This is a genomic window from Thermoleptolyngbya sp. PKUAC-SCTB121, from assembly GCF_016919485.1.
In the GTDB taxonomy this organism is placed as follows: Bacteria; Cyanobacteriota; Cyanobacteriia; order Elainellales; family Elainellaceae; genus Thermoleptolyngbya; species Thermoleptolyngbya sichuanensis.
Map to the genome: position 1 here is coordinate 3,007,374 of NZ_CP070366.1, position 25,124 is coordinate 3,032,497.

A 25,124-nucleotide genomic window follows, 5' to 3' on the forward strand; every position below is an offset into this window, starting at 1 on the left:
AAGTAAGATTTTCTTAATGTTTTTTATGGAAAACCGGTGTTGCTTCTGAAAGCCATGCAGCAGAAGGGCTGATGTGGCAGGCTTAGGATGAAGAACGGATGAAGACAACGGATCTCAACCGTAGAAGTACGGGTCTTGCTTGACATCCCAAAATAAACTCTGCTTAATACTAAAAGTTTCGATCACTACGCCTTCCCTCAGTGTCGCTACTGGTCTTGGTTATGATGACTGAAGCCGCTGGCGATCGCCCGCCAAGCTTGTCTAGCTTGGTGACCGTTCAACAGCAGGCTGATTTCGCTATGTTGTCTGGGTCACTCATTCACAGGTCGTGCGGTTGCTTAGGCACTTTGCACGACAGCATCAGCACCTCGCCACTGATTCTTTTCAGTGGTCATTGCTAGGCGCTGTTTTTGAAACGCATCGAAACTGGCTAGACGCTGCGTCTACAGGCTGCATTTCGACAGTTTTGCTTGGACAGACTGGTTTTGTCCGGTCAAACCTAGCAAAGATAGAATAAATCTAAAGAGGTCTAACGTATGGGTGCAGTCAGATCAGCGGTTTAGTCCCTGGTTTGGCTGGCTAAGCTTGCGAGAAGCTGAAGGCGCATTCCATCCGCCGCAGATAGGTTTATCTCGCTAAGGCGCTCACAGATCCTCTGAAGGGCGAGTTCTCGCACGGTGCGCTGGTCGAGCATCCAACATTTGAGACTCAAAACTTAAGACTCAGAAGATTCGATGACCGCTCTTTGAACTCTCTAAGCTGAACTTTCTAAGACAGTTTCGAGAAGTCCCGCTCTAAGTTCAGACACTCTCACGTTTAACCATGAACTCAAACACCCCTAGCAACACCCTCTTTCCAAATCAAGAAGCAGGTCGAAAGCCAAGCCTCTGGCATCGCCTGAAACTGTGGATTCGTCAAGACATCGTGGCAGACGATCCGTGGGACGTAGATACCTATTTTCCCGAAGAAGACCAGGCGGCAACTCTTCACCAAGAGACGGTCGAAAAGTAGAGAACTGAGGCTAAGGGACGGCGCTCCGCAGTAGTGTTGGATTTAATTTCACTTTAATATCTACGCTGAGCTTGAATCATACAAGTCTCATCGCCCTCTAGAAAAGCCGTTTCTGCCAGAGTTCACACTACTTTTACAAATTCATGCAAATTGTAATGCGAGTTTGTAGATGGCTCACTCGGTTCTCCTGTGTTCCAGGAAATTGCAAGCGTCTGGGCAGCTTCTCCAGAAGCGCAGGACATAGACAGATATAAAAACGAGAGGTCTTGAATTGGAATCCCGATTCAAGACCTCTTTCAGTTAGAGCAGCTTGTGGAGTAGCTTGCTAGCACAACGGTTTCGACGTGGCAGCTAGCTCATGTAGTCTTGCAGCGCCTTGACCTCCAGCGGCTCGGACTGGAGAGAGCGAATCGCAGCCGTGCTGGCCTTGGCTCCGGCGATCGTGGTGACAACAGGAATTTTATAAGACAGGGCAGTGCGGCGAATTGCGCGATCGTCCACCTGAGCCGTCTCGCCCAAGGGCGTGTTGACCACAAGCTGAATCTGCTGGTTTTTGATGGAATCCATCACGTTAGGACGACCCTCATGCACCTTCAGCACCAGATCCACATCCAGTCCATTTTCTTTGAGGACGCGGCGAGTCCCCTCCGTCGCCACAACGTGCAGCCCCAAGGCCTGCAAATCCTTCACCACAGGCACAGCAGCCTGCTTGTCGCGGTCGTTCATCGAAACGAAGACCGTGCCCCCCAGCGGCAACACCTGCGAAGCCGCTAGCTCTGCCTTGGCAAAGGCTTTGCCAAAGTCGGTGTCAATGCCCATCACTTCGCCCGTGGAGCGCATTTCGGGGCCAAGAATAATATCCGTGCCGGGAAACTTGGAAAAGGGCAGCACGGCCTCTTTCACCGCAATGTGCTGGGGAATGATTTCCTGCGTGAAGTTTAGCTCCGCCAGGGTCTTGCCCGACATGACCAGGGATGCCAGCTTGGCCAGGGGCTTGCCGATCGCCTTAGACACAAAAGGAACGGTGCGCGAGGCGCGGGGGTTGGCTTCCAAAATGTAGACCACATCGCCCTCGACCGTGCCTTGGATGGCGTACTGTACGTTCATCAGACCGACGACGTTCAGCGCTTTGGCGAGTTTCGTCGTCCAGGTGCGGATGGTTTCCAGCGTGTCGGGGCCAAGGGTGACGGTGGGAATCGAGCAGGCAGAGTCGCCAGAGTGAATGCCCGCTTGCTCAATGTGTTCCATGATGCCGCCGATGACGACGTGGCCAGTAGCATCGGCGATCGCATCCACATCCACCTCGATCGCGTTTTCCAAATACTGATCCACCAGGATGGGGTGATCTGGCTCGACCTGCACCGCGTAGGTCATGTAGCGCTCCAGGTCTTTGTCGGAATATACAATTTCCATCGCCCGACCGCCCAGCACGTAGCTGGGGCGCACCACCACGGGATAGCCAATTTTCTTGGCCACCTCCAGCGCTTCGGCGGTGCTGCGGGCGATGCCGTTGGCGGGCTGGCGAATCTCTAGCTCCCGCAAGATTTTCTCGAATCGCTCCCGGTCTTCGGCGGTGTCAATCGAGTCGGGCGAGGTGCCCCAGATTTGGGTCTGCGGCGAGTCGCAGATGGGCAGCGCCTTTTGCAGCGGCAGGGCCAGCTTGAGCGGGGTCTGGCCACCAAACTGGTTGATAATGCCAGCGGGCTGCTCCGCTTCGATAATATTCAGCACGTCCTCTTTGGTGAGTGGCTCAAAATAGAGGCGATCGCTCGTGTCATAGTCCGTAGAAACCGTTTCCGGGTTGGAATTGACCATGATTGTCTCAAACCCTTCGGCTTGCAGCGCAAAGGACGCATGGCAGCAGCAATAGTCAAACTCGATGCCCTGCCCGATGCGGTTTGGCCCGCCGCCCAGGATCATGACCTTGCGCCGGGTTGAGGGCAAGACCTCCGACTCTGGCGCGGCGGCTTGTTCCGAACCTGCGTCTCCATTGACCACTTCGACGGGTGTTTCGTAGGCGGAGTAGTAGTAAGGCGTTAGCGCCTCAAACTCGGCGGCGCAGGTATCTACGGTTTTATAGGTGGGGACGATGCCCAGGGCCTTGCGGAAAGCGCGAACCTCGTCTTCGGTGGTTTTGGTGGCAAAAGCAATTTGGCGATCGCTAAAGCCCTGCTGCTTGATCGCCAGCATTTGCGCTTGAGTGAGGCTGTTGAGCGGGGTGCGCTTGAGGAATTTCTCTGTTTCCAGCAGTTCTGCCAGCTTGTCAAGAAACCACGGGTCGATGGCAGTGAGTTCGTAGATTTCCTCCACCGTCATGCCCATCAGCATGGCGTGGCGCAGCGTAAACACCCGATCCGGGTTCGGAGTCCGCAGACCCGCACGAATTTGCTCCAGGCTGGGCAGTTTTTCGGTTTTGTCGCAGCCCCAGCCCGCGCGGCCCGTTTCGAGCGATCGCAGCGCTTTTTGGAACGATTCTTGGAACGTGCGCCCAATGGCCATCGCTTCGCCCACCGACTTCATCTGCGTCGTCAGCACGGGCTGAGAACCAGGAAATTTCTCAAAGGCAAAGCGAGGAATTTTCGTCACCACGTAGTCGATCGTGGGTTCAAAACTGGCGGGCGTTTTCTTGGTGATGTCGTTGGGGATTTCGTCGAGCGTATAGCCCACCGCCAGTTTGGCCGCCATCTTGGCAATTGGGAAGCCCGTCGCCTTGGAAGCCAGCGCCGAACTGCGCGACACGCGGGGGTTCATCTCGATCACGATGAACTCGCCCGTGTCGGGGTTCACCGAAAACTGAATGTTGGAACCGCCCGTTTCCACCCCGATTTCGCGGATGATCTTGATCGACGCATCCCGCAAGCGCTGATATTCCTTATCCGTCAGGGTTTGCGCCGGAGCAACGGTGATCGAGTCGCCCGTGTGAACGCCCATCGGGTCGAAGTTTTCAATCGAGCAAATAATCACAACGTTATCTGCCAGGTCGCGCATCACCTCCAGTTCGTATTCCTTCCAGCCCAAGAGTGATTTTTCGATGAGAATCTGCGACACCGGGCTGGCATCTAGACCCGACTGAGCAATTTCCTCAAATTCTTCCTGGTTGTAGGCAATGCCGCCGCCCGTGCCGCCGAGGGTAAAGGCGGGGCGGATAATCAGCGGGTAGGAGCCGATTTCCTGGGCGATCGCCCTCGCTTCGTTCATGGTTTGCGCTAGCCCCGACGGGCAAACCGGCACGCCAATCCGCGCCATTGCTTCCTTAAACAGCTTGCGGTCTTCCGCCATCTCGATGGCAGGCAGCTTTGCGCCGATCAGCTCTACGTTGTAGCGCTCCAGCACGTCAGTTTTGGCCAGCGCCACTGCTAGGTTCAGCGCTGTCTGTCCGCCCATCGTCGGCAGCAGCGCATCAGGGCGCTCCTTTTCGATCACCTTTTCCACCATTTCCGGGGTCAGCGGCTCGATATAGGTGCGATCGGCCGTCTCCGGATCGGTCATGATGGTTGCCGGATTGGAGTTGATCAGCACCACTTCGTAGCCTTCGTCGCGCAGCGCTTTGCAGGCCTGGGTACCAGAATAGTCAAACTCGCAGGCTTGCCCAATCACGATGGGGCCAGAGCCAATTAGAAGAATTTTGCGGATATCAGTACGGCGGGGCATAGCGGCAGCCTGGGGAACTAGCGGAAATCCAAAACATTGTAGAGGGTTTCTCGCAAAACAGATTGTGCTTTTATCATCATCTCCAGATTTGTCAGCAGGTTAACCCAACCTGCCTCGAACGCTGAGCGGTTTAGCAGAGGCTGTGGAGATTCCAGGGCCACCCCACAGCCCAAATCACGCCGTCAGTCTGAGTTTGTCTAAGTTTCTGCCAGCCTTACGCCTATAGACAGATTTCAATCCTTCCGCAAGGTTCAAGGTTGAATTGATCGCTCGATTTGGGAATTCTGAGTAGCAAGTTTTCATAACTTTAAGATCGTTTACTTTGGCAGAGCTTTAGGGCGATCGCCCCCCAGCACCCTCTCCAGGAACCTCCCCAGCGCCCCTAGACAACCAGCCCTGAATCTTCCCGAATTTCCCACTCTTCGTCCACCTAACGTTTGCAGCCAGTTATGACCTCCCAGCCTTCTGAATCTCAGGGTTTTCAGTCGAGCCAGCCAGTCGCTTTGTCCAGCCAATCGCTTAACAAGCCACCCAAACCAGCCCAATCTGACCCCTGCAAGGCATCCCTCGATCTGGAGCGAAAGCTCTCCTTGCTAATCGACCGCAGCCCGATGGCCGTGATCGAGTGGAACTCCCAGCTACAAGTTATAAGCTGGAACGCAAGCGCAGAGAGAATTTTTGGATTTAGTGCGGAGGAAGTTTTAGGATGCAACGCCAATCAGTTCATCCTGCCAGCGTCGCAGTTTGATCTGGTGAACGAAATCGTGATGCAGATCCTAAAGCAAAAAAATGGAACCCACAGCATCAACGAGAACCAGACTAAGGACGGCCGCACCATTACCTGCGAATGGTTTAACACGCCGCTGGTCAATTCCAACGATGAGGTGATTGGCATTATTTCGATGGTGAGCGATGTGAGCGATCGCCGCCAGACGGAGCAGCGCCTTCAAGATTCCGAGCGATTTCTCGACAGCGTGATCAACGGCAACCCCGACCTGATGGTGGTGAAAGACGAGCAGTTTCGGTTTGTCTTGGTCAACGAGGCGCTGTGCCAGCAGCTTGGGCGCGATCGCAGCGAACTCATTGGCAAAACAGACTACGACCTGTTTCCAGCAGCAGAAGCAGACCAACTCCGCAGGATCGATAAGCATGTCTTGGCAACAGGGGAAGAATATGTAGTTGAACACTCCGCCAAGCTAGCCGATGGAGAAACTCACTACTTCATGGATCGCAAGACGCGATTTCAAGATGCCAAGGGCCACTACTTCATCATCGTCACTGTGCGCGACATCACCGAGCGGCGGCTGGCGGAGCTGGCGCTGGAGCAAGCAAAAGCCGAACTAGAAGAAAGAGTGGAAACCCGCACGGCGGAGCTAAAAGAGCAAGAGCAGTTTCTTCGCAGCATCTACAACGGCACCGATCAGGGCATTTTTGTCGTGGATATTAGCCCAGAGGGAGCGTTTCGAGTCGTGGACTGCAACACTACGCTGACTCGCATCACAGGCATTCCTCAGCAAGCTTTTAGAAATAAGACGCTGGCAGAGATCTTTGACCCGGTTCAAGCCAAGAGCTTTCAGAAGAACTATGAGCGCTGTGTTCGAGCAGGCATCTCAATTTCCTACGAAGAGCGGATTCGCTATTCCGACGGCGATATCCAGTGGTTTGACACCACCCTATCGCCGATTCGGAATGCGGAAGGGCAGGTCTATCGCATCATTGGCACCACGATCAATATCACCGACCGCCGCAGAACTGAAGATGCGCTGACGGCCAGTGAAAACCGCTATCGGCTGCTGGTGGAAACGTCGCAGGATTTGATCTGGTCGTGCGATCGCGAGGGCTGCTTTAGCTTTGTAAATGCAGCCGTTCGCACCATTCTAGGCTATGAGCCTCAGGAAATGCTCGGTCGTCCCTTTAGCGACTTTTTGGCACCGGGACAGCTAGAGCAAGATCGGGAAATCTTTCGACGGGTGGTTTCTGGGACATCAGTGCTGAACCACGAGTCGGTGTATCTTACAAAGGACGGTCAGCGAGTGACGCTGCTGTTTAGCGCGGCAGTGCTGCGCGACGACCAGGGGAATATCTTGGGCAGCACAGGCACCGCCCGCGACATCACCCGCGAAAAGCAGATGCAGCAAGAGCGATCGCGCTTGATTGAGATTCTGGAAGCCAGCCCCGACTTGATTGGCACGACCGCTCCAGACGGAACGCCCTTTTACATGAATCGGGCTGGCCGCCAAGTGGCTGGCATTGCTCTCGACGCTTCGCTTGCAGACTACTCCCTCACAAACTTCCATCCTGCTTGGGCTACAGAGCGCATTTTGCAAGAGGGGATTCCTGCTGCTGTTGAACAAGGGGCGTGGATTGGCGAAACGGCTGTTCTGACGCATGAGGGCGAAGAAATCCCTGTTTCGCAACTAATCATTGCCCACAAAAACGCTGAAGGACAGGTCGATTATCTGTCTACAGTAATGCGCGATATCCGCGAATTTCGCCGGGCCGAGGCAGCATTACGCGAAAGCGAGGAGCGGTTCCGGCTGGTGGCTGAGCAAACCGGGCAACTCATCTACGACTATGACTTCAAGTCTGGCAAAATCCGCTGGGCGGGAGCGATCGCCCAAATGACCGGCAACACACCAGAGGAGTTTCAGCAGGTGGACGTTGAAGCTTGGGAGCAGCGCATTCATCCAAGCGATCGCCAGCGGGCGGCCAAAATGCTGGAAAAAGCCATCAACGAGCGATCGCAATACCATGTGGAATACCGTTTTGCTCAGGCCAACGGCAGCTACATCTTTGTGGAAGATCATGGCGCGCTGCTGCAAAACGAAGCGGGTGAAGTCTATCGTCTGGTAGGCATCATGAACAACATCACCGAGCGCAAGCAGGCTCAGCTTGAGCTAGAACGCTCCGAAGCCACCCTCCGCCAGCGCAGCGAAGAACTCCAGAACGCGCTGCAACAGCTTCAGCGCACCCAGTCGCAGATGATCCAGGCCGAAAAAATGTCGAGCCTGGGGCAATTGGTGGCTGGCGTGGCCCATGAGATTAACAACCCCGTGAACTTTATCTACGGCAACCTGTCTCATGCCAGCAGCTACACGCAGGACTTGCTGGGGCTGCTAAGTCTGTATCAGAAGCACTATCCCGTGCCCCATCCCGAAATTCAGGACGAGGCAGACGCGATCGACCTACCGTTTGTGCTGGAAGATCTGCCCAAGCTTATCTCTTCAATGCGCGTGGGAGCAGAGCGCATTCAAAAAATCGTCGCGTCCCTGCGGACTTTTTCACGAATGGACGAAGCCGAGTTCAAATCCGTAGACATCCACGACGGCATCGACAGCACGCTGATGATTTTGCAAAATCGGCTCAAGGGCAAGAGCGATCGCCCCGAAATCCTGATCCTCAAGGAATACGGCAACCTGCCCCACGTCGAGTGCTATGCGGGCCAGCTCAACCAGGTGTTTATGAACATCCTCAGTAATGCCATCGACGCGCTCGAAGAGGCGATGGCCCAGCCCAACAGCCCATTTCAGGACAAAAAACGTAAACCCAGCATCAAGATCCGCACCGATTTGCTGAACGGACAGTGGGTGTTTATCCGCATCTCCGACAACGGCCCCGGCATCCCTGAAGCCATTCGGCAGCGTCTATTCGATCCGTTCTTCACAACCAAGTCCGTCGGCAAAGGCACAGGCATGGGGCTGTCGATTAGCTATCAGATTGTGACCGAACGCCACAGCGGAACGCTAGAGTGCCACTCGGAACCGGGCAACGGGGCGGAGTTTGTGGTCAAGATTCCGCTGAAACAGATGAAGCCCGCCGAGTCGGGCGATTCGCGAAGCAATCCCTACGGGAATCGCCCCAGCAGCGAGCAGTCCAGCAGCTAGCTAACCCATCAGTCGCCCCGCCATCCGCACCCGTCAGGACTGATGCAGACCTCTACACTCCCAGCAGAGCGGCTACCCTGGCCGCAGCGCTTCGCCCGTATCGGGATCAAACAGGTGCAGCTTGTCAGGCATCAGCGACAGCCACACCTCATCTCCGGGCGAAACGGCGCGATCGGGTTCGATGCGGACTTGCAGCCAGGGTTCCTCACTGCCGGGTTCATGAATACTAACGCTGAGGAAGGTATCGGCTCCTAGCGCCTCGATGCGGCGGACACGGCCGGGCAGGTTTTTGGGAGCGGGCAGGCTGAGGTTGAGGTGTTCGGGGCGGATGCCCAGCACGAGCGATCGCCCCGCATAGGGTCGCAGCAGCAGTTCCCAGCTTTCGGGCAGCGTCATGCGGAACTGGGGATGGGCAATGACCAGCGGCGGCTGCACCTGCACGGGCAAAAAGTTCATCGGCGGCGATCCGATAAACTCTGCCACAAACCGATTCGCCGGACGACTATACAGTTCCAGTGGCGTGGCGATTTGCTGAATCTGGCCCGCATTTAGCACAGCAATGCGATCGCCCATCGTCATCGCTTCTGTTTGATCATGCGTCACGTAGATCGTCGTTGTGCCCAGCTTGCGCTGGAGGTTCACAATCTGGGCGCGGGTTTCCGTCCGCAGCTTAGCATCCAGGTTGCTCAGCGGCTCGTCCATCAAAAACACCTGCGGATTTCGCGCCATCGCCCGCCCCAGCGCCACTCGCTGCTTTTGACCACCCGAAAGCTGCTTGGGCAGGCGGTTCAGCAAGGGTTCGATCTGGAGCATCTGGGCCACGGTCTGCACCCGCTGGGCGATCGCCCGTTCGCGCTCGGTCACGTAGCGCAACCCCTTGGGCAGTGGACGAGTCGCCGCCACCAGCCAGTCTTGCCACCAGGACGGAGTGTCAGCAGGTTCCGTCAGAGCGCGGGCCGCACGGCGCAGCCCAAAGGCCAGATTGTCATACACCGTCATGTGGGGATAAAGCGCGTAACTCTGGAACACCATTGCAATATCCCGCTGGTTGGGCGGCAACGGGTTGACGAGGCGATCGCCCACATAAATATTCCCAGCAGTTGCCGTTTCCAGCCCCGCAATCAGCCGCAGCAGCGTACTTTTGCCGCAGCCGCTCGGCCCCACCAGCACCATAAATTCGCCATCGCGCACGGTCAGGTTGATGCGTCGCAGCACCGCCGACGAACCCGCCTGGGATTTGCCCTCAGCTTTGCCCTTCTGAAAGCTTTTGTAGAGATTTTCTAAGACAACCTGAGCCACCGTAGTTCTATTGACTCCTAGAGCGTGTGCGATTGAGAAGACCTGATTGAGAAGATGAGATGACGTGATTGAGAAGACCTGATTGAGATGCTCTGATTAAGATGGCCTGGTTTGAGGCACCAAGCGGGACGGATACGAGGAACTTAACAATCTATTGCAAACTCATACAGACTATCGGGAACTCTATGGTAATGAGGGAATATACAATCACGGTTTAAGCAGCAGGTCGAGCCGCCTGCAACTGTCCGCCTGCAACTGCAACAAACCCGCGCTGAATCGCTCCCTGTCAAACAGCAAAATGGTTTATTTCTCCGGTATCCTGCGCTCAAGAGGCTAAATCTTGTCTGAAAGCTCTAGTAGTTTATCAGAGGGCATTTGAAAAAATCTAACGCAGAGTCTTCTAGCAACGAGCTTGGCGGGTCTGTCATGGAAGCACCCGATGTCGATGTGATTAATATTCTGATTGTGGACGATACGCCCGCCAACCTACAGTTGTTAACGAGCTTGCTGCGGCGCAGAGGATATGAAGTGAGAGCCGCAAACAGTGGCGCTTTGGGATTGGCGATCGCCCGCGCTACGCGAACCGAAGTGGTGCTGCTCGACATTTCGATGCCCGAAATGGACGGCTTTACAGTTTGCGAACAGCTCAAGTCGGACCAGCGCACGCGAGATATTTCCGTCATCTTTGTCAGCGCCCTCAGCGAAGTCGTAGACAAAGTAAAAGCCTTTGCGGTAGGCGGGGTGGACTATATCACCAAACCCTTTCATGTGCAGGAGGTGGTGGCACGAGTCGAGACGCATCTAACCCTGCGCCGACTCCAGCAGCAGCTCCAGGCGCAAAACGAGCGGCTACAGCAGGAAATGCGCGATCGCCTAGCCGCCGAAGCCGCCCTCCAAGCCGCCAACCTGGAGCTAAAGCGCCTCGCCAATTCCGACGGGCTGACCCAGGTCGCCAATCGCCGCCGCTTTGATGAATACCTGTCGCAAGAATGGCAGCACATGCTGCGCGAACAGCAGCCCCTCTCGCTGATCCTCTGCGATGTAGACTGCTTCAAGGCCTACAACGATGTCTATGGCCACCAAGAGGGCGATCAGTGCCTCCGACAGGTGGCCCAGGTGATTGACGCTGCCGTAAAACGCGCCGTAGATCTGGTAGCCCGCTACGGCGGCGAAGAATTTGCAGTGATCTTGCCCAACACCGTCCGCGAGGGAGCGCAGCAGGTCGCCCAGGAAATTCAGGCAAGTATCAAAGCGCTGGCGCTGCCCCATGCCGCCTCGTCCGCTGCGCCCATTGTCACGCTGAGCCAGGGCATTGCCACGCTGATTCCCCAACTCGACGAGGAACCCGACCAACTGATTGCCGCTGCTGATCAGGCGCTCTATCGAGCCAAGCAGTCTGGGCGCGATCGCATCGTAGTGGCGACTCCAGATTCCTAACCGCCGATCCGAACCGCCGATCCGAACCGCCGATCCAGCGCTACTCCAGGGGCTTCTGGCTGGGAACCCCAACCGGACGGGGAAACTCCGCCGGGGTAGGCGCGGTTTTTCGCAAATACAGACAGTGGCGGGCGGCACGGCTGATCGGCGTGGTGAAGGGTGCGATCGCCTCCAGGTTCCCCCCCAGAAGTGTCAGAACCGGCCTCAGCGCAGCAGTTTCCGCCTCGCCCCACTGCCCGCGATACAGCACCGCCACCCCGCCCAGCTTCAGCAGCGGCAGCGCATATTCGGCACAGACTGCCGCCGGAGCCACCGCCCGCAGCAGCGCCCCATCATACTGTTCGCGGTGTTGCAGAGCTTGCCCCACCGATTCAGCGCGATCGCAAAGGGTCTGGGCATTTTGCACCCCCACCTGCACCAGCACCGTTTCCAAAAACGCCAGCTTCTTGCGCGTCGAATCCAGCAGCGTCACCTGGGCCTGGGGCAGGGTCAGCGCAGCAGGAATACCAGGAAAGCCTGCGCCAGTGCCGATGTCGATCAGCCGCAGGGAGGACGGGAGGGCTGGAGGATTTTCCAACGTGCCGCGCCTCTCACAATCGCTAACTCCCAGCCCCCACTCCCGAACCCCCACCAGTCCACTCATCGAGTCCCACAGATGCTTTTCCCAAAACTCTTCAGGGTCGGTGATGCGGGTCAGGTTGAGGCGCTGGTTGCCGTCCAGGATGTAGGTATAAAGCTGCTGAAACTGCTCTTGCTGGGCGGGGGTGGGCTGCCAGCCGAGGGTGGTCTGCCACAGTTCGGGCAGGGTGGGGAGCGTGGGGAATGACGCAGCGTGGCTCATGCTGAAGGAGGTATCGGCGGCGGCTAGGCGCTGGCAGTGATGAAGAGGGACGGCTCGACGGACTGGAGTTGGCCGTGGTGCAGCGTCCAGCAGCGGTCGGCGATCGCCGCCAGTTCGCTGGCATCGTGGGACACCACCAGCAGACACCAGTCTTGCTTGAGCCGCGCCAACACGCTGACCAACTGCTGCCGCATCGACCAGTCCAGCCCAGCGGTGGGTTCGTCTAGCAGCAGCAAAAAGGGCTGGCGAATCAACTGCACGGCCAGCGCCAGTCGCCGCTGCTGGCCCCCGCTGAGGTCGCGGGGTGATGTGCCCAGAGAGAGATGATCCAGACCCACTTCTTGGAGCGCGTGATGGAGGCGATCGCGGCTCAGTTCGGGATGGCCCAGCCGCAGTTCTTCCAAAATTGTGCTGCCGCAAAAGTGCCGCTCTGGAAACTGAAACACCAGCCCCGCCAGCTCCCGCAGATATTCCGGGTTCAAGTCCTGATCGCGCCAGCGAATCGTGCCCGACGTTTTCTTGGCCAGCCCGCTGAGGATTTCCAGCAGCGTGCTTTTGCCAGAGCCGCTCGGCCCGACGATCAGCCCCAACTGCTGCGGAGCCATGTCCAGGCTGATGTCCTTTAAAATCGGGCTGGGCGTGGCGGCAGGATGATAGCTAACGTCGCGCAGATGGAGCATGGGGAGAGATCAGGGCTTAAGATCAGGGCTTAGAGAGCGAGGATCAGCGTCAGAGATCAGGCAGGAATCAGGTCTGGGCGTGCAGCAGCATGGCGGCGTAGGGGGTCTGGTGCTGGTGAGCTTTGCCGTCGGAGCCAAACAGACGGATCTTTTCCATAATGACCGATCGCATGGCGGCGATCGCCTCTTGCGTAACATCCAGCAAGTCTTGCTCATCGTCACCGCAGACCTGTCCCGCCAGCGTCGCCATATACGCCTGCCGCACCTCAGTATTGACGTTAAACTTGCACACGCCAAGCTGAATCGAACGGCTAATCATCTCTGCGGGCAAGCCCGATGCGCCGTGCAGCACCAGCGGAATCGAGAGCCGCTGCCGGATTCTCGCCAGCCGATCAAAATCGAGCCGGGGCGGGCTTTTATATTCCCCGTGGACGTTGCCGATGGTCACGGCTAGCGCGTCTACCCCCGTCGCCGCGACAAATTCCACCGCTTGATCTGGGTCGGTCATTTTGGCTTCCTTTTCCGCAATGGTCAGCCCGTCTTCGATGCCGCTAATCCGCCCGATTTCCGCCTCGACCACTGCGCCATAGCGATGCGCCAAGGCCGTCATGTCGCGGGTAAAAGCCAGATTTTCGGCATAGGGCAGCGGCGACCCGTCCGCCATGATCGAGCGCATCCCCGCCGTCAGCGCGTCCTGAATATCGGCTGCGGAGGTGCTGTGGTCGAGATGCACCGAAATAGGAACCGATGCAGCCCGCGCCGCTTCCAGACAGAGCGCCACTAAGGGCGATCGCCCATACTTCAGCGCACTCGGATGCAGTTGCAGCATTGCCGGACTCTGCAACGCCTCCGCCGCCTCCACCACCGCCTTCACGCCCTCTAGGTTATAGACGTTAAATGCACCAATGGCGTAGGCATTGCGCCGCGCTGTTTCCAGCAGTTCTTGGGTGGAGGTGAGCATGGGTTTGAAAGAGATGAGGCGGGGCGGAAGAGAAAGGTCGCTCTTTCCTTCATTCCATCATCGCATCATCGCATCACCCCGCTGACCTCACCCGCTCCCGCGCCCCCTCGCCCCGCCGACCCACAGGCACATGCTCCGTCGCCGCCGCCAGCCCAAAGACGGGCATATTGCCGTAGATCGCTTCGTATTGCCCCGGCTGAATTAAGTAGGTTTCGTGCCAGATGCCAACGCTGCCATCGCTGCCCACGGCCTTGTTAAACGCCTGCCAGGCCGGGAGGTGCGGTTCAGACGGACTGCGGGCAAAGCGCTCCAGGTCTTCAAACGATCGCCAGTAGGACATCATCATGATGCCCAGGGGAAAGAGCCGAAAGAAGCTCTCTGCACCCAAAAAGCCCTTTTCGGGATGTTCCGTCAGCGTTTTGATCATCGGCCCCATCGCCTGGGCAACGGGCAGCCATTTGCCAAATGCCCACGGCTGATTCACGCGCATCCCAATTAGAAACACGACAAACTCGGTGTCGATCTGCGCGGTATAGCGACCAGGCCTGACTAGAGAATGAGCCGTTTGAGCAGAGCTTTGAGCTGAATCGGGCCGGGAAGGTAGTGGGTTCATCACCAGACTCCAGAAATTCAAAAAGTAGATTACTCAATAAATTGAGTATAGTCAGTATGGTATATTCGCATTGTTGAATATGTCAAGGATTGGGTTAAGACATCCCGATGGCGATCGCCCATGCAATTCTCGCGGCCCTGCTCCACAAGCCATGCAGCGGCTATGACCTGGCAAAACGGTTTGACCAGTCGGTCGAAAGTTCTGTCGGCTTCTTCTGGACGGCCAGCTTTCAGCAGATTTATCGGGAACTGGGGCGACTAGAAGAAAAAGGCTGGCTGCAAGCGGAAACTGTGCCGCAAGACCACCGCCCCGACAAGCGGATTTACTCCGTCACCGAGGCGGGGCAGCAGGCGTTGCGCGAGTGGATCGCCGAACCCGACGACCCCATGCCCATGAAAGACGACCTGCTGGTGAAGCTCTATGCGGGTCATCTAGTGCCGCCCGAAGCCATGATTCGCAAGCTAGAAACCCAGCGCCAGCAGCACCAGCAGCGCCTCGCCATCTATCAGGAAATTCAGCAGAGTTATTTCCAGCATCCCGACACCCTCTCGGCCCAGTCGAAATACGTCTATTTAACGCTGCTGAATGGGCTGCACTATGAGCAGGGCTGGCTCGCCTGGTGTGAAGCGGCGATCGCCCTTCTGCAATCTTGAGGCTGCAATCTGGATGCGGCAGAGAAGCGCCGTCGCCTCAATAGCATCGTCCCAAGGGCGAAGACTAAACAGCAGGCTAGCGGAGAAACTGGGGGCGGGCCTGCTGCGTTTGCTGGAGCAGCGCTTCCAGGGCGGGCCAGTTTTGGGTTTCGACGTGGTGAATCATTTGGTCGAGGCGATCGCGGTATTGATGCAGCCCGTGCAGCAGCGCCGTCTGGTTGTATTGCGCCATCATCACCCCCAGTTCGGGGTTGCCGCCGCCGACGCGACTGGTGTCCGCAAAGCCAGAGCTGGCAAGGCATTGCGCCAGTTGCAGCACCTCTGCATCGGGTTCCGCGAAGCAGGTTGCAATCAGCCCTGCGCTGACCATCACAGGCAGATGGGAAATTAGGGCAACGGCGCGATCGTGGGCGGCGGGCGGGCACTGGTATAGCCGCGCCTGGAGCGATCGCACTAATTCCGCAACCGTTTCCAAATCGGCGGGTTGGGTGCTGTCGATGGGGGTCAGCACGTAGGGGCGATCGACAAATAAATGGCGCTGGGCAGCCTCCAGCCCGCTTTCGGCCGTGCCCGCCATCGGATGTCCACCGACAAAGTGGGGCCAGCGTGGGGCGATCGCCCCTACAATCGGCTGCTTCACCGATCCCACATCGGTCAAGATGGCATCGGGCTGCAAGTGTGGCAGCAGCGCCTCCACCGTCGCCTCCATCGCCCCCAGCGGCGTACACAGCACCACCACCGCTGCTTCTGCCATCAGCGCCAGGTCAGGACTCGCCCGATCCACCACGCCCAGGGCGATCGCCCGCTCACAGGTTTCCGCCCGACGGCTCATGCCCAAAATCGTGTGGCCGAGCGATCGCCAGTCCAGCGCCAGCGACCCACCAATCAGCCCCAGCCCAATAATGCCAATCTTCACAGCCCGCGCTCCGCCTGGTTTATCGTGCAGTCCCGTTATTTTACCGGAGAGGGGATGGGACGGAAAAAACGAAAAACGAAGCCTCTTCACTCTTCACTCTTCACTCTTCACTCTTCGTTCTTCATTCTTCTCCCCTCCCTCGCTCCCCCAACACCACCAAGCGAGTATGTCACAATGAAGGACAGTCCACCGGAGAATGAAACCAGCGCGTGATCGAGGTCGAGGTTCATCAACAGCTACGGGCGTTTTTGCGGGCGCAAGGCGAACCCTACTGGCCCCATCATTTGACGATGGCGCGGCTGGTGGCGCGGGCCCTGCGGCTGGGGCGCAGTGCGCTGGTGCAGGCGGGTGCGCCGTCGGGCTATCATGGGCGCTATCGGCTGAGCTATTTGATGCCCGCGCTGCTGTGGCCTGAGGCGACGGTGCTGGTGGCTCCGGAGGCAGTGCAGCAGCGCCTGCTGATGGTGGAGATTCCCCGGTTGCGCCAGTGGATTCCGGCAACAAAGGCAATTCGGACGGGCGATCGCCTCCCGCAAGACGGGTTTCAGGGTTTGCTGCTGACTACGCCCCAATCCTGGCTGGCAGATCGCCTGCGAAATGAAGGCCGCTTTCCGCCCGCAGTGCCAACCATCTTTGACGGTGCAGATGATCTGGAGTGCTGGGCCCGCCAAGAGTTAACCGTTACGCTCCGTCCTGCCGACTGGGACGCGCTGATGCTGGCCTGTCCTAGCCAAACGGAGCAAATTAGAGATATGCGGGTGCGGCTCACCCGCCAGTTGTTTCAGCATCCGGCAAATCCCTACGATTGCTATCTGCTAGATGCAGCCGAGCTAGCGGTATTGAGCGAACTGGCACAGCGGCTTGCCGAGGAAACCGCTGCCCTGCCCGATGTCTGGCGGCAGTTTTGGCAGCACTATCCGCAGCCGGGGCAGATGATCTGGGCAGATGTAAACCGTCGGCTGGGTCAGTTTGCGATCGCCTGTGCGCCCGCAGACCTAGCAGAACTCCTGCGCCCCGTGTGGATACAGCAGCCCGTGGTGCTGGTGGGCGGCGCGGTGGATCAGGAAACCGACGCGGAAATCTATCGGCAGCGCATTGGGCTGGAGGATGTTACCTGTCTCAAGTTTTCGCCCGATCGCCAGCACGAGCTTATTCATCTCTACCTGCCCGATCGCTTTCCCCTGCCCAACACGCCCCAGTTTCAGCCCGCGCTGATGAGCGAACTGCGGGCCATGCTGGCGGCGAACGTAGCACAGCAGGGATTAACAGTGGTGCTAGTGGGGGATGTGCCGCTGCGATCGCAGCTTGGGTCGCAACTGGCGGCGGAGTATGGCTCCCGCGTGCAGGTGGAAAAAACCTGTCTGGATGAGCGCGGCATTCTGGTATGTGGCTGGGAGTTTTGGCGAGAGCAGCAGGCCGTCTTGCCCGCGCCCAGCCTGCTGGTCATCACCACGCTGCCCATTCCGTCGCTAGAGGAGCCGCTGGTGTCTGGCCGCGTCGCCTACTACAAACAGCAGCGCCAGGATTGGTTTCGGCTCTATCTATTGCCCGAAGCGCTGAGCGAACTGCAACGGGCGATCGCCCCTGCCCGCGAGTCCCAGGGTGTGGTTGCTCTGCTCGACACCCGTGTAAACTACCGCAGCTACGGCCAACAAGTCCTCGCCGCCCTAGCTCCCCTGGCCCGGATTAATTACCTCGATGCCAGCCTCTTTCGACACCTCGAAGGCATGGGCATTCTGGAATAGCCGGATAGAAGCTGCTCGCGCTCCACACAGTATCAACTCCAGTTATCACCCAACGCCGCTGTCACTGCATCTGTCATCGCACCTGTCATCGAGTGCATTCTGCTTTTGCGATGAGTATAAGTGCTTGGTTTTAGTCTTTACCGATATTGCTAAGCTCTGAGTATCGTACCCTTACCCGATACCCCGGTTGACTGACAAAAGTTTCTTAAAAGCTGCTGACCAGCTTGTGGTGGGGTAGTTTCGGAGAACTGAGGAGAGAGGAGAGCCAGCGTTCTAAGCTTAGATACCACTCAAAAGCGCAAATGTTGTGAACTCCTCTCTCTAAGTAGATAGACCAGATTAAAAAACAGATCCTGAACCCTGCGCCGCCCGCTGCGCGGGCGGCGCAGGGTCTTTGGGTTTTATATTTATTAATGTCCACCTAGCTTATGCCGTCGATTAGTTTTGTCAGTCAGCCGGGCTTCGCCAGATCTTGTGGTGTACATGGGTGGACTACCTTGGGTGTGGTGTACGGCGAAGCGAACCTGTGTACTAGCCCCTGATAGTCAAAACATCTCTGAAGTTGGCTCTCAATAACCAAGCCCTACAGTTGTACTATTCAAACACCCTACGCCAAAAACCGACCCGCACTAAGCTTGCAGAGCTTGATAGAGTGGGCTTTTTAGGGTTTTCCTAATTTATGGGCGATACTGGATTCGAACCAGTGACCCCTTCCGTGTGAAGGAAGTGCGCTACCACTGTGCTAATCGCCCGCAGTCTTTTAATGTAGCACAAGCTTCTTAAATCCACAAACTTTTCAAAATACCGATTTACTCGCACCCCTGCTCAACTCAGGGGCTTTTGCACTACCATAGAAAGGTTGTAAAAATCTGAACCGTCGGCAGCTATGGCAGTTCCTAAGAAGAAAACCTCCAAATCAAAGCGCGATCAGCGCAAAGCCACCTGGAAGCGCAAGGCCGCTCTGCAAGCTCAGCGTGCGCTGTCTCTGGGCAAGTCGGTGTTGACTGGCCGCTCCACAGGCTTTGTCTATCCCCAACCGGAAGAAGAAGAGTAGAAACGAGACGGATGGTGGCAGATCGTCTGACCCTGCATTAGCATCCCTGAGCATGGTTCATGCTGTCAGCGCATCATGCTTCAGTGCAATAATTTAGGAAGAGGCGATCGCCCCTATTGGTGTGAATCTATAACCCAACTAAAACCCACCTAAGCGGACTCTATGCTAGGCAAGTTTTTTAGGCCCCCCGCACCAGAGCAACGGGATCGAGTTCCGCCTGGGCAACACCTCGCTAGCGGTTTCCCAGTCCTGACCTACGGAGCAACCCCCGACATTTCCAGCGATGTTTGGGAGCTAAAGATTTGGGGACTCGCTGAACCGCTGACGCTGACCTATGCAGATCTTTTGAGCCTGCCGCAGACGGAATTCACGGCTGATTTTCACTGCGTCACAACCTGGTCAAAGCTGGATGTCCAGTGGACAGGAGTCAAGGTGACTGATCTGATGCGGCAAGTCAAGCTTAATCCCAGCGCTACCCACGTCATGCAGCACAGCTATGGTGGCTACACCACGAATCTGGAGCTAGCTGACTTTTTACGAGAAGAGAACTTCCTGGCCCACACGCTGGCGGGCGAGCCTCTGCCTGCCCCACACGGCGGCCCAGTTCGGCTGGTGGTGCCGCACCTCTACGCCTGGAAGAGTGCGAAGTGGATCAACGGGCTGGAATTTTTAGACCACGAAGAGTTAGGTTTTTGGGAAAGAAACGGGTATCACCGCCGGGGGGAACCCTGGGCAGAGGAGCGGTACAGCGACTAATCTGCACAGCACTTGACAGCACGAGTGCCTAGTTAACAGCACAAGTGCCTAATTAGCCGAAGCTCGGCAGTTGGGCGATCGCCCTTGGCGATTACGTTCTAGGCGATGACTCAATGGCTACGGCTTAGCACGTAGTCAGCCAATTGAATCAACGCCTGACGGGACTCCGAAGCGGGCAAAATGCTAATGTGCTGCACGGCAAGCTGAGCATGGTGGTTGGCTAACTCGCGCGATCGCTCTAATCCCCGACTGTCTTCAATCAGCGCTAGCGCCTGTTCCAGATCGCCTTCTTGGGCAAACTCCCGCTCGATTAGCACTTCCAGATAAGGTTTTTCCTCAAGGGCATAGAGCGCTGGAGCGGTCAGGTTGCCGCTTCGCAAATCGGAACCCGCAGGCTTGCCCAGGGCATCAGCAGAACCCGTAAAATCTAGCAGGTCATCCACGATTTGAAAAGCTAGACCGATATGGCGACCATAACTATACAGATGGTGACAGGTCTCTGATGAGGCATCACTCAGCACGCCTGCCGCCTTGGCACTGTTGGCAATAAGGGACGCGGTTTTGTAATAGCTCTTGTCGAGATAGGCTTCCAGGCTAGTTCCAGTGTCAAAGCGATTTAGCCCCTGCTGAATCTCGCCTTCAGCAAGATCCATAATCACCTGCGACAGCAGCTTCACTACTTCCAGGTTATCCAAATTTGCCAGATACCATGAGGACTGTGCAAACAGAAAGTCACCCGCCAGCACTGCTACCCGATTGCCAAAGCTGCTGTGAACCGTCGGCACACCCCGCCGCAGTTCTGCCTCATCCACAACATCGTCGTGAACCAGGCTGGCAGTGTGGATCATCTCGGTGATCTCAGCTAAGCGGCGGTGTCGGGGCGTGATGTCGGGGATGCTGGTGGCTCTGGAAATGAGCAGCACAATCGCTGGTCTCAGACGCTTTCCACCCGCCCCAAACAGGTGCTCCGCTGCCGCGTAGAGGATGGGATGGCGAGCACCGACCAGTTGCTTTAAGTTGTCCGTCAGTTGACAGAGATCGGCATCGACAGGTGCAAAGAGAGAGGTGACTGAGGTCATGGAGACGCAGCGATATACTTAGTTACGAAATTTTACATATTTGCCTTTATTCTAAGCTACCCCCTCCCATCTGTGGGATGAAATTCTTGATAGAAATGCCAGAGTTCACTGAACTGATAAGCCTTTCAGGATTATTACAGTTTTGTAAACATTCTCTCATGAACTTGACTGATATGTTATTCTTATAGCTACAAGGTATCCAACAATTAAATATTTTAAGAACCTTCCTTTTGAGAACCTTCCTCTGGAAGTTTTTTCTAGAAGTGCTAACTAAAGGGCGGCTCTGGGATTGCTACTTGCCTAGCAGCTTATGAGCGTGTCTACCCGGTGCCCCCTTACCTGGTAGATTGCTTTTGGGAGGTTGGTGCAGCAGTCGGCGATCGCTGTCTTCAAAGCTCTGGTACGAGAACGTTAAGCCACGGGTCTTTCTGGAGGTCTTTGTGTCTTCTGTTCTCGCCAAGAGTTTTGGTCGCCGCTTCCGGTGCTGCTGAGTTCAGGGTATATGACCTTAGTGATCCTGTGAATGGGACGGCATTTTTGTATCAAATGTTGTCCCAGATCTGATCATGGGGTATTCGCTACCAGCGTCTTGGATTCTGATTCAGATATTGACCATCTGGGTCAAGGAGCTAGCTTCGGCTTGCTCTCAATGCTTCGTTTTTTTCAATACTTCGTTTGACGAGCCAGATGCATCGCCCATCGGTCTGGAGTTTACCAGGCTTGTAGGTTGCGGCATTCGACTCCAGACGTGGACGAGTGATGTCTGCCAAGCCAGAGGCAATTGCTTTTGGGCGATCGCCCTCGGTGGTATTTGGTAAGGTGTCGCTTCTGGTTGGGTTACGGTCGGTTTGGTTACGGTTCACTGGCTGGATGCAAGACTTACTTGCGGCAGCGCAGTGACTTGTTTTGCTCAGATTTGATTTGCTTATGGGTCTTTCGACCCTTTCCCTATATTTTTCCTGTAAACCGTAATGTTTAATGGAATGGTTCGCCATGGCTTCCTTCGGTATTCCGCTCACGATTCCCATCCTGGCTGCTTTTTACCTGCTGGCAGTGTACTTGCTGCTGATGGTAGTGCAGCGATCGCAGCCGTAATCCTTGCCCCACAGGCTTCCTAGCTTTAGCCACAAAATGCTTTAGCCACAAAACACGCTTTATGCTATGCAAGCTCTCAGAAACCCTCCGAACCCCGCCATTGTGCAGGAGACGGAGGGTTTTCTAGTTCGTCGAAAGGCATATTCGATCTGGCTGCTATCCCGCTGGCAGCCCTAATCGCGGTTAATATCATCCACCGTGCGAAAAATATTGAACAATGCGCCAATCGGGTTCAGCACCGCACCAACCGCCCCACCAATTACCCCCAGAACATCGGTCGTCCTAGCCCGACCCGAAGGACTAACCACCACAATGTCATTGCTTCGCAGGATCGGGTTGGTTTCGTCATTCAGGTTAGCCGATAGGTCTACCGGAATTTCGCGTCGAGCCACAGTTCCATCCGGATTTAGCCGGATCAGCGTGACCCGGCCCTTGGAAGCCCGAACATCATCAAACCCGCCCGCCGCCAGGATTGCCTGATTGAGAGATGTGTTTGGGCTAACAGAAACCGTGCCCGGCCGAACCACTTCACCCACCACATTGACGCTAATCGTGTCGGGAGAGAAGCTAGCAGCAGCGAGACGTTGGCTTTCATCAGGATTCAAAGCCGTTGCCGTGGGCACGATCACCGTATCGCCATCCCGCAGGGTCACATTTTGCTGCAAGTTGCCAGACTGCAAGAACGCCCACAAATCAACCAAAATAACCTCTTCGGTGCCATTCAGGCGCGGGCGACGAACTTCCACATTTCGCACGTCTGCAAGCTGCGTAATGCCGCCTGCGGTCTGAATTGCTTCAATAACCGTGCGAAGTTCTCCCGCTCTGGCTTCGCCACGGGTTTCTAGCGTGGTCTGTCCGGCTGGGCCTGTTCCCACGCTTTGTCCTGTTGTATAGGCTCCTGGACGGTTCACTTCGCCGACGATCGCCACTCGCATGGGGCGCGGTGTGAGCAGCGTCACCGTCACAATCGGCTCCCGAATAAACTCGGCATAGCGGCTGGCGATCGCATCTGATGCCTCTTGCAGCGTCAGTCCCCGCACATTGACTTTGCCAATCCACGGCAGGTTCAGCGAACCGTCTACCAGCACCGAGTAGCGGGCATTTTCGCCGCTCAGGTTAGGCACGTTGAAAATGTCAATTTGCACTGCGTCGCCTGCACCCAGGACATAATCGGACTCGTAGTTGGGCGGCAGTGGGCGGCCCTCCGGCGGCATCGGTGCGGCAGGCTGGACATTGGCGCTGGCATTAGAAGATGGAATGGCGGTCTGCGCCAGAACGGGGGCAGTGTAGAGCATCACCAGCCCAAAGGCGATCGCCCGCACAATCCGACGAGGGGCTTGCTGGGGTCGCTTGGGCTGACTGGGGGCAAACGACGTTTCAGGATAAGAAAACAGCATCTCCAACCAGACCTCAGGGTGAACCTGACTGTGCGTTGTCAGGGGTGGGCAGGATGACGGGCAGTAAAAGCAGGGGAGAAATAGCAGGGGAGCAAGGGGGGCGATCGCCCAATTTCAGGGAAAACGACTCGGTATCTAAACCTGAATCTAAAACTGACGATTAGTATCGTTGAGTATCAATATGGAAAGCAATATTGCAGGATTAATATAGCAGTCCTTTTTGGAAAGCAAAATCGCAACGCCTGAATCGCTCAAGCCGGCAATTAGAAATAAAAATCGAGGTTGGGCTGCCCAAGCGGAGTTGCCCAACCCCAATGAAACCTAAAAGAAACCTGAAAACCAAGCCTGGAAAAACCTTGAATGCCAAGGACTGTCAGGACTCACTGGGAGATGGGCAAGAAGATGTGCAACTTGGCCAATTCCCTCACCCTAAATTCCTCTCCTAGGCACTGTTTTAAAACTTTCTAGGTCATTGATTGCCCTGAGTCGATCCCCTTCCTTCAAAAGGGGGACTTCCGGAGTGGCCCGGCTCGGTTCCCCCCTTGTTAAGAGGGGCTAAGGGGGGATCAAAGGATTTTAAAACACGCACTAGAGTGGGACAGGAACTTCAAGCCTCTCTTGCTCCCCTTCTCCCGACTTGGGAGAAGGGGTTGGGGGATGAGGGCAGATTGAAAGTTGCACATCGCGTTGCTTAAATCAATACCGGAACCTTGGCTGGGGCAAAGTAGGCATCTTGCTCAGCCCGCAGTTTGTCGCACAGGCGACCGGCTGGAAGTTCCACATCATCGTAGGTCAGCACCTGATCGCGGGGGATATCGCGCTTCAGACGACACCCTTCTGCCAAGCCCATCGGCAGTAGGCGCTGCGCCTGCGTAATTTCCGCCGTTTCGCACTGGCCGTAGGTCATGTAGTAGCCGATGCCGTCCAGGGTTTCGCCGGCCTTCAGGTCAATTTTGGCAGTTGCAACGACATCCACCTTGGGGCCCGCCGCAGGAGCGAGAACCGCATCCTGGAACAGCACCACGCGGGCAACGGACAGCGGCACTTCAAAGTGGCAGAGGTGGTACGGTGTGTAGAAGCTGTAGAGCGGCCCTTCACCAAGCTTGTACAGGTTGAGATAGTGCTTTTGTTTCGGGTCGTCATGAGTCCCGAAGACAAACACGCCAGGGCCCGGACGCACGCCCACAACGTAATCCACAATGCCACCCAGAGACTTTAGCTCGTCCACGTCATACAGCTTGGTGCAGTCGTCGATGTGGCCGGTGTATTTCAGGTTGAACTGCTCAACCAGCGCGTCGGCATTGCGGTTAAAGTCGTAGCCATACATGCCGCGTTTGGCAACGGTCATGCCTGTGGCATTAGCAACGATCGCCTGCTCAAAGGAAATCTTGGTACCGTCGGCGAAGCTGGTGACCATATGGGCTTTTTGCCCCCACTGCTTGGCAAAGCCTTCTTGGGTGGTGGGGTTGCGGTAGGGGTCTTGCAGGCCCTTGATGTTGCCGCAGAGCAAGGGGGTGAGGCCGATGCTCTTGACGAAGCGGTAGAGGTTCATTTGCACGCCGGGCTGGTCGCCATCGCAGGCCGACAGCACCACGCCTGCCCGATCGGCATAGACCTTGAGGATGGGGCCGATGGTTGCGTCTAGCTCGGCGTTCATCAGCACGACGTGCTTTTTGTGGGCGATCGCCTCTAGCACCACCTGCGCGCCAAACTCGATCGCGCCCGTCACCTCGATAATGGCATCAATGCTTTCGGCGCGACACAGCAGCATTGCGTCATCCGTTGCGGCGGGAACCCCCTGGACGATCGCATCTTCCAGTTCACCCAGCGTCTTCACCGTGCGGATATTGTCCAAACCCGCTTCGCTGTAGGCGCGAACTGCACCCTCTACGCTGCGGTTGAAAATTGCCACCAGCTCCATACCCGGAACGGAATTCACAATCTGATTGGCGATGCCGCGCCCCATGAAGCCCGCGCCCACCATCGCCACCCGAATCGGGTTGCCCGCTTCCTGGCGAGTCTTTAATGCGGTGTCTATGATATACAGCATTT

General features: G+C 56.5%; 17 protein-coding genes and 1 tRNA gene. 7 read left to right on the forward strand and 11 right to left on the reverse strand.

Annotation, left to right across the window (positions count from 1 at the left end):
• Positions 1-822: 822 nt before the first annotated feature.
• Entirely contained in the window at positions 823-1,011 is a 189-nt protein-coding gene (locus JTM80_RS12335) for a hypothetical protein (protein WP_172356208.1), read from the forward strand.
• A gap of 351 nt (positions 1,012-1,362) precedes the next feature.
• Here the strand turns inward: JTM80_RS12335 and carB are convergent, their stop codons facing one another.
• On the reverse strand, positions 1,363-4,662 hold the full coding sequence (gene carB, locus JTM80_RS12340; RefSeq protein ID WP_172356206.1) for a carbamoyl-phosphate synthase large subunit: 3,300 nt from the start codon (positions 4,660-4,662) through the stop codon (positions 1,363-1,365).
• A gap of 449 nt (positions 4,663-5,111) precedes the next feature.
• Here carB and JTM80_RS12345 point away from each other — a divergent pair, with 449 nt between their 5' ends.
• Positions 5,112-8,546: a PAS domain S-box protein gene (locus JTM80_RS12345; protein WP_205369515.1), complete on the forward strand. Its 3,435-nt coding sequence runs from the start codon at positions 5,112-5,114 to the stop codon at positions 8,544-8,546.
• A 72-nt stretch (positions 8,547-8,618) separates the two neighbouring features.
• Here the strand turns inward: JTM80_RS12345 and JTM80_RS12350 are convergent, their stop codons facing one another.
• On the reverse strand, positions 8,619-9,845 hold the full coding sequence (locus tag JTM80_RS12350) for an ABC transporter ATP-binding protein (protein WP_205369516.1): 1,227 nt from the start codon (positions 9,843-9,845) through the stop codon (positions 8,619-8,621).
• Positions 9,846-10,271: 426 nt separating this feature from the next.
• On the opposite strand from JTM80_RS12350, the gene JTM80_RS12355 reads away from it, so the two are divergent.
• A complete protein-coding gene (locus JTM80_RS12355) occupies positions 10,272-11,282 on the forward strand; it encodes a diguanylate cyclase domain-containing protein (protein ID WP_172356199.1) in 1,011 nt (336 codons plus the stop codon).
• A 40-nt stretch (positions 11,283-11,322) separates the two neighbouring features.
• Here the strand turns inward: JTM80_RS12355 and rsmG are convergent, their stop codons facing one another.
• From rsmG to JTM80_RS12375, 4 genes are all read right to left on the reverse strand, one after another.
• Entirely contained in the window at positions 11,323-12,123 is an 801-nt protein-coding gene (gene rsmG, locus JTM80_RS12360) for a 16S rRNA (guanine(527)-N(7))-methyltransferase RsmG (protein ID WP_205371365.1), read from the reverse strand.
• A gap of 23 nt (positions 12,124-12,146) precedes the next feature.
• Complete coding sequence (locus tag JTM80_RS12365) at positions 12,147-12,803, reverse strand: ABC transporter ATP-binding protein (protein ID WP_172356195.1); 657 nt, start codon at positions 12,801-12,803, stop codon at positions 12,147-12,149.
• A gap of 67 nt (positions 12,804-12,870) precedes the next feature.
• On the reverse strand, positions 12,871-13,764 hold the full coding sequence (locus JTM80_RS12370) for a class II fructose-bisphosphate aldolase (protein WP_172356192.1): 894 nt from the start codon (positions 13,762-13,764) through the stop codon (positions 12,871-12,873).
• 73 nt (positions 13,765-13,837) lie between these two features.
• A complete protein-coding gene (locus JTM80_RS12375) occupies positions 13,838-14,377 on the reverse strand; it encodes a DUF4188 domain-containing protein (protein ID WP_172356190.1) in 540 nt (179 codons plus the stop codon).
• Between the two features lie 107 nt (positions 14,378-14,484).
• Between JTM80_RS12375 and JTM80_RS12380 the strand changes: the two genes are divergently transcribed.
• A complete protein-coding gene (locus tag JTM80_RS12380) occupies positions 14,485-15,030 on the forward strand; it encodes a PadR family transcriptional regulator (protein WP_172356188.1) in 546 nt (181 codons plus the stop codon).
• 76 nt (positions 15,031-15,106) lie between these two features.
• On the opposite strand, the gene JTM80_RS12385 is transcribed toward JTM80_RS12380, so the two are convergent.
• The gene (locus tag JTM80_RS12385; protein ID WP_172356186.1) at positions 15,107-15,946 is read right to left on the reverse strand and encodes a prephenate/arogenate dehydrogenase; all 840 of its coding nucleotides are present in this window, start codon (positions 15,944-15,946) and stop codon (positions 15,107-15,109) included.
• Positions 15,947-16,155: 209 nt separating this feature from the next.
• On the opposite strand from JTM80_RS12385, the gene JTM80_RS12390 reads away from it, so the two are divergent.
• On the forward strand, positions 16,156-17,691 hold the full coding sequence (locus tag JTM80_RS12390) for a helicase C-terminal domain-containing protein (RefSeq protein ID WP_172356184.1): 1,536 nt from the start codon (positions 16,156-16,158) through the stop codon (positions 17,689-17,691).
• A 680-nt stretch (positions 17,692-18,371) separates the two neighbouring features.
• On the opposite strand, the gene JTM80_RS12395 is transcribed toward JTM80_RS12390, so the two are convergent.
• A tRNA-Val gene (locus tag JTM80_RS12395) sits at positions 18,372-18,443 on the reverse strand.
• A gap of 134 nt (positions 18,444-18,577) precedes the next feature.
• Between JTM80_RS12395 and rpmF the strand changes: the two genes are divergently transcribed.
• Positions 18,578-18,745 (forward strand): 50S ribosomal protein L32, encoded by a 168-nt coding sequence (gene rpmF / locus JTM80_RS12400; protein WP_172356182.1) that lies wholly within the window; start codon positions 18,578-18,580, stop codon positions 18,743-18,745.
• A gap of 162 nt (positions 18,746-18,907) precedes the next feature.
• Complete coding sequence (locus JTM80_RS12405; RefSeq protein ID WP_172356180.1) at positions 18,908-19,501, forward strand: sulfite oxidase-like oxidoreductase; 594 nt, start codon at positions 18,908-18,910, stop codon at positions 19,499-19,501.
• Positions 19,502-19,611: 110 nt separating this feature from the next.
• On the opposite strand, the gene sds is transcribed toward JTM80_RS12405, so the two are convergent.
• The 3 genes from sds to JTM80_RS12420 form a co-directional block, all read right to left on the reverse strand.
• Complete coding sequence (gene sds, locus JTM80_RS12410) at positions 19,612-20,580, reverse strand: solanesyl diphosphate synthase (protein WP_172356178.1); 969 nt, start codon at positions 20,578-20,580, stop codon at positions 19,612-19,614.
• Positions 20,581-21,848: 1,268 nt separating this feature from the next.
• On the reverse strand, positions 21,849-23,072 hold the full coding sequence (locus JTM80_RS12415) for a polysaccharide biosynthesis/export family protein (RefSeq protein ID WP_172356176.1): 1,224 nt from the start codon (positions 23,070-23,072) through the stop codon (positions 21,849-21,851).
• 691 nt (positions 23,073-23,763) lie between these two features.
• Complete coding sequence (locus JTM80_RS12420) at positions 23,764-25,119, reverse strand: NAD(P)H-dependent oxidoreductase (RefSeq protein WP_172358931.1); 1,356 nt, start codon at positions 25,117-25,119, stop codon at positions 23,764-23,766.
• Positions 25,120-25,124 lie beyond the last annotated feature (5 nt).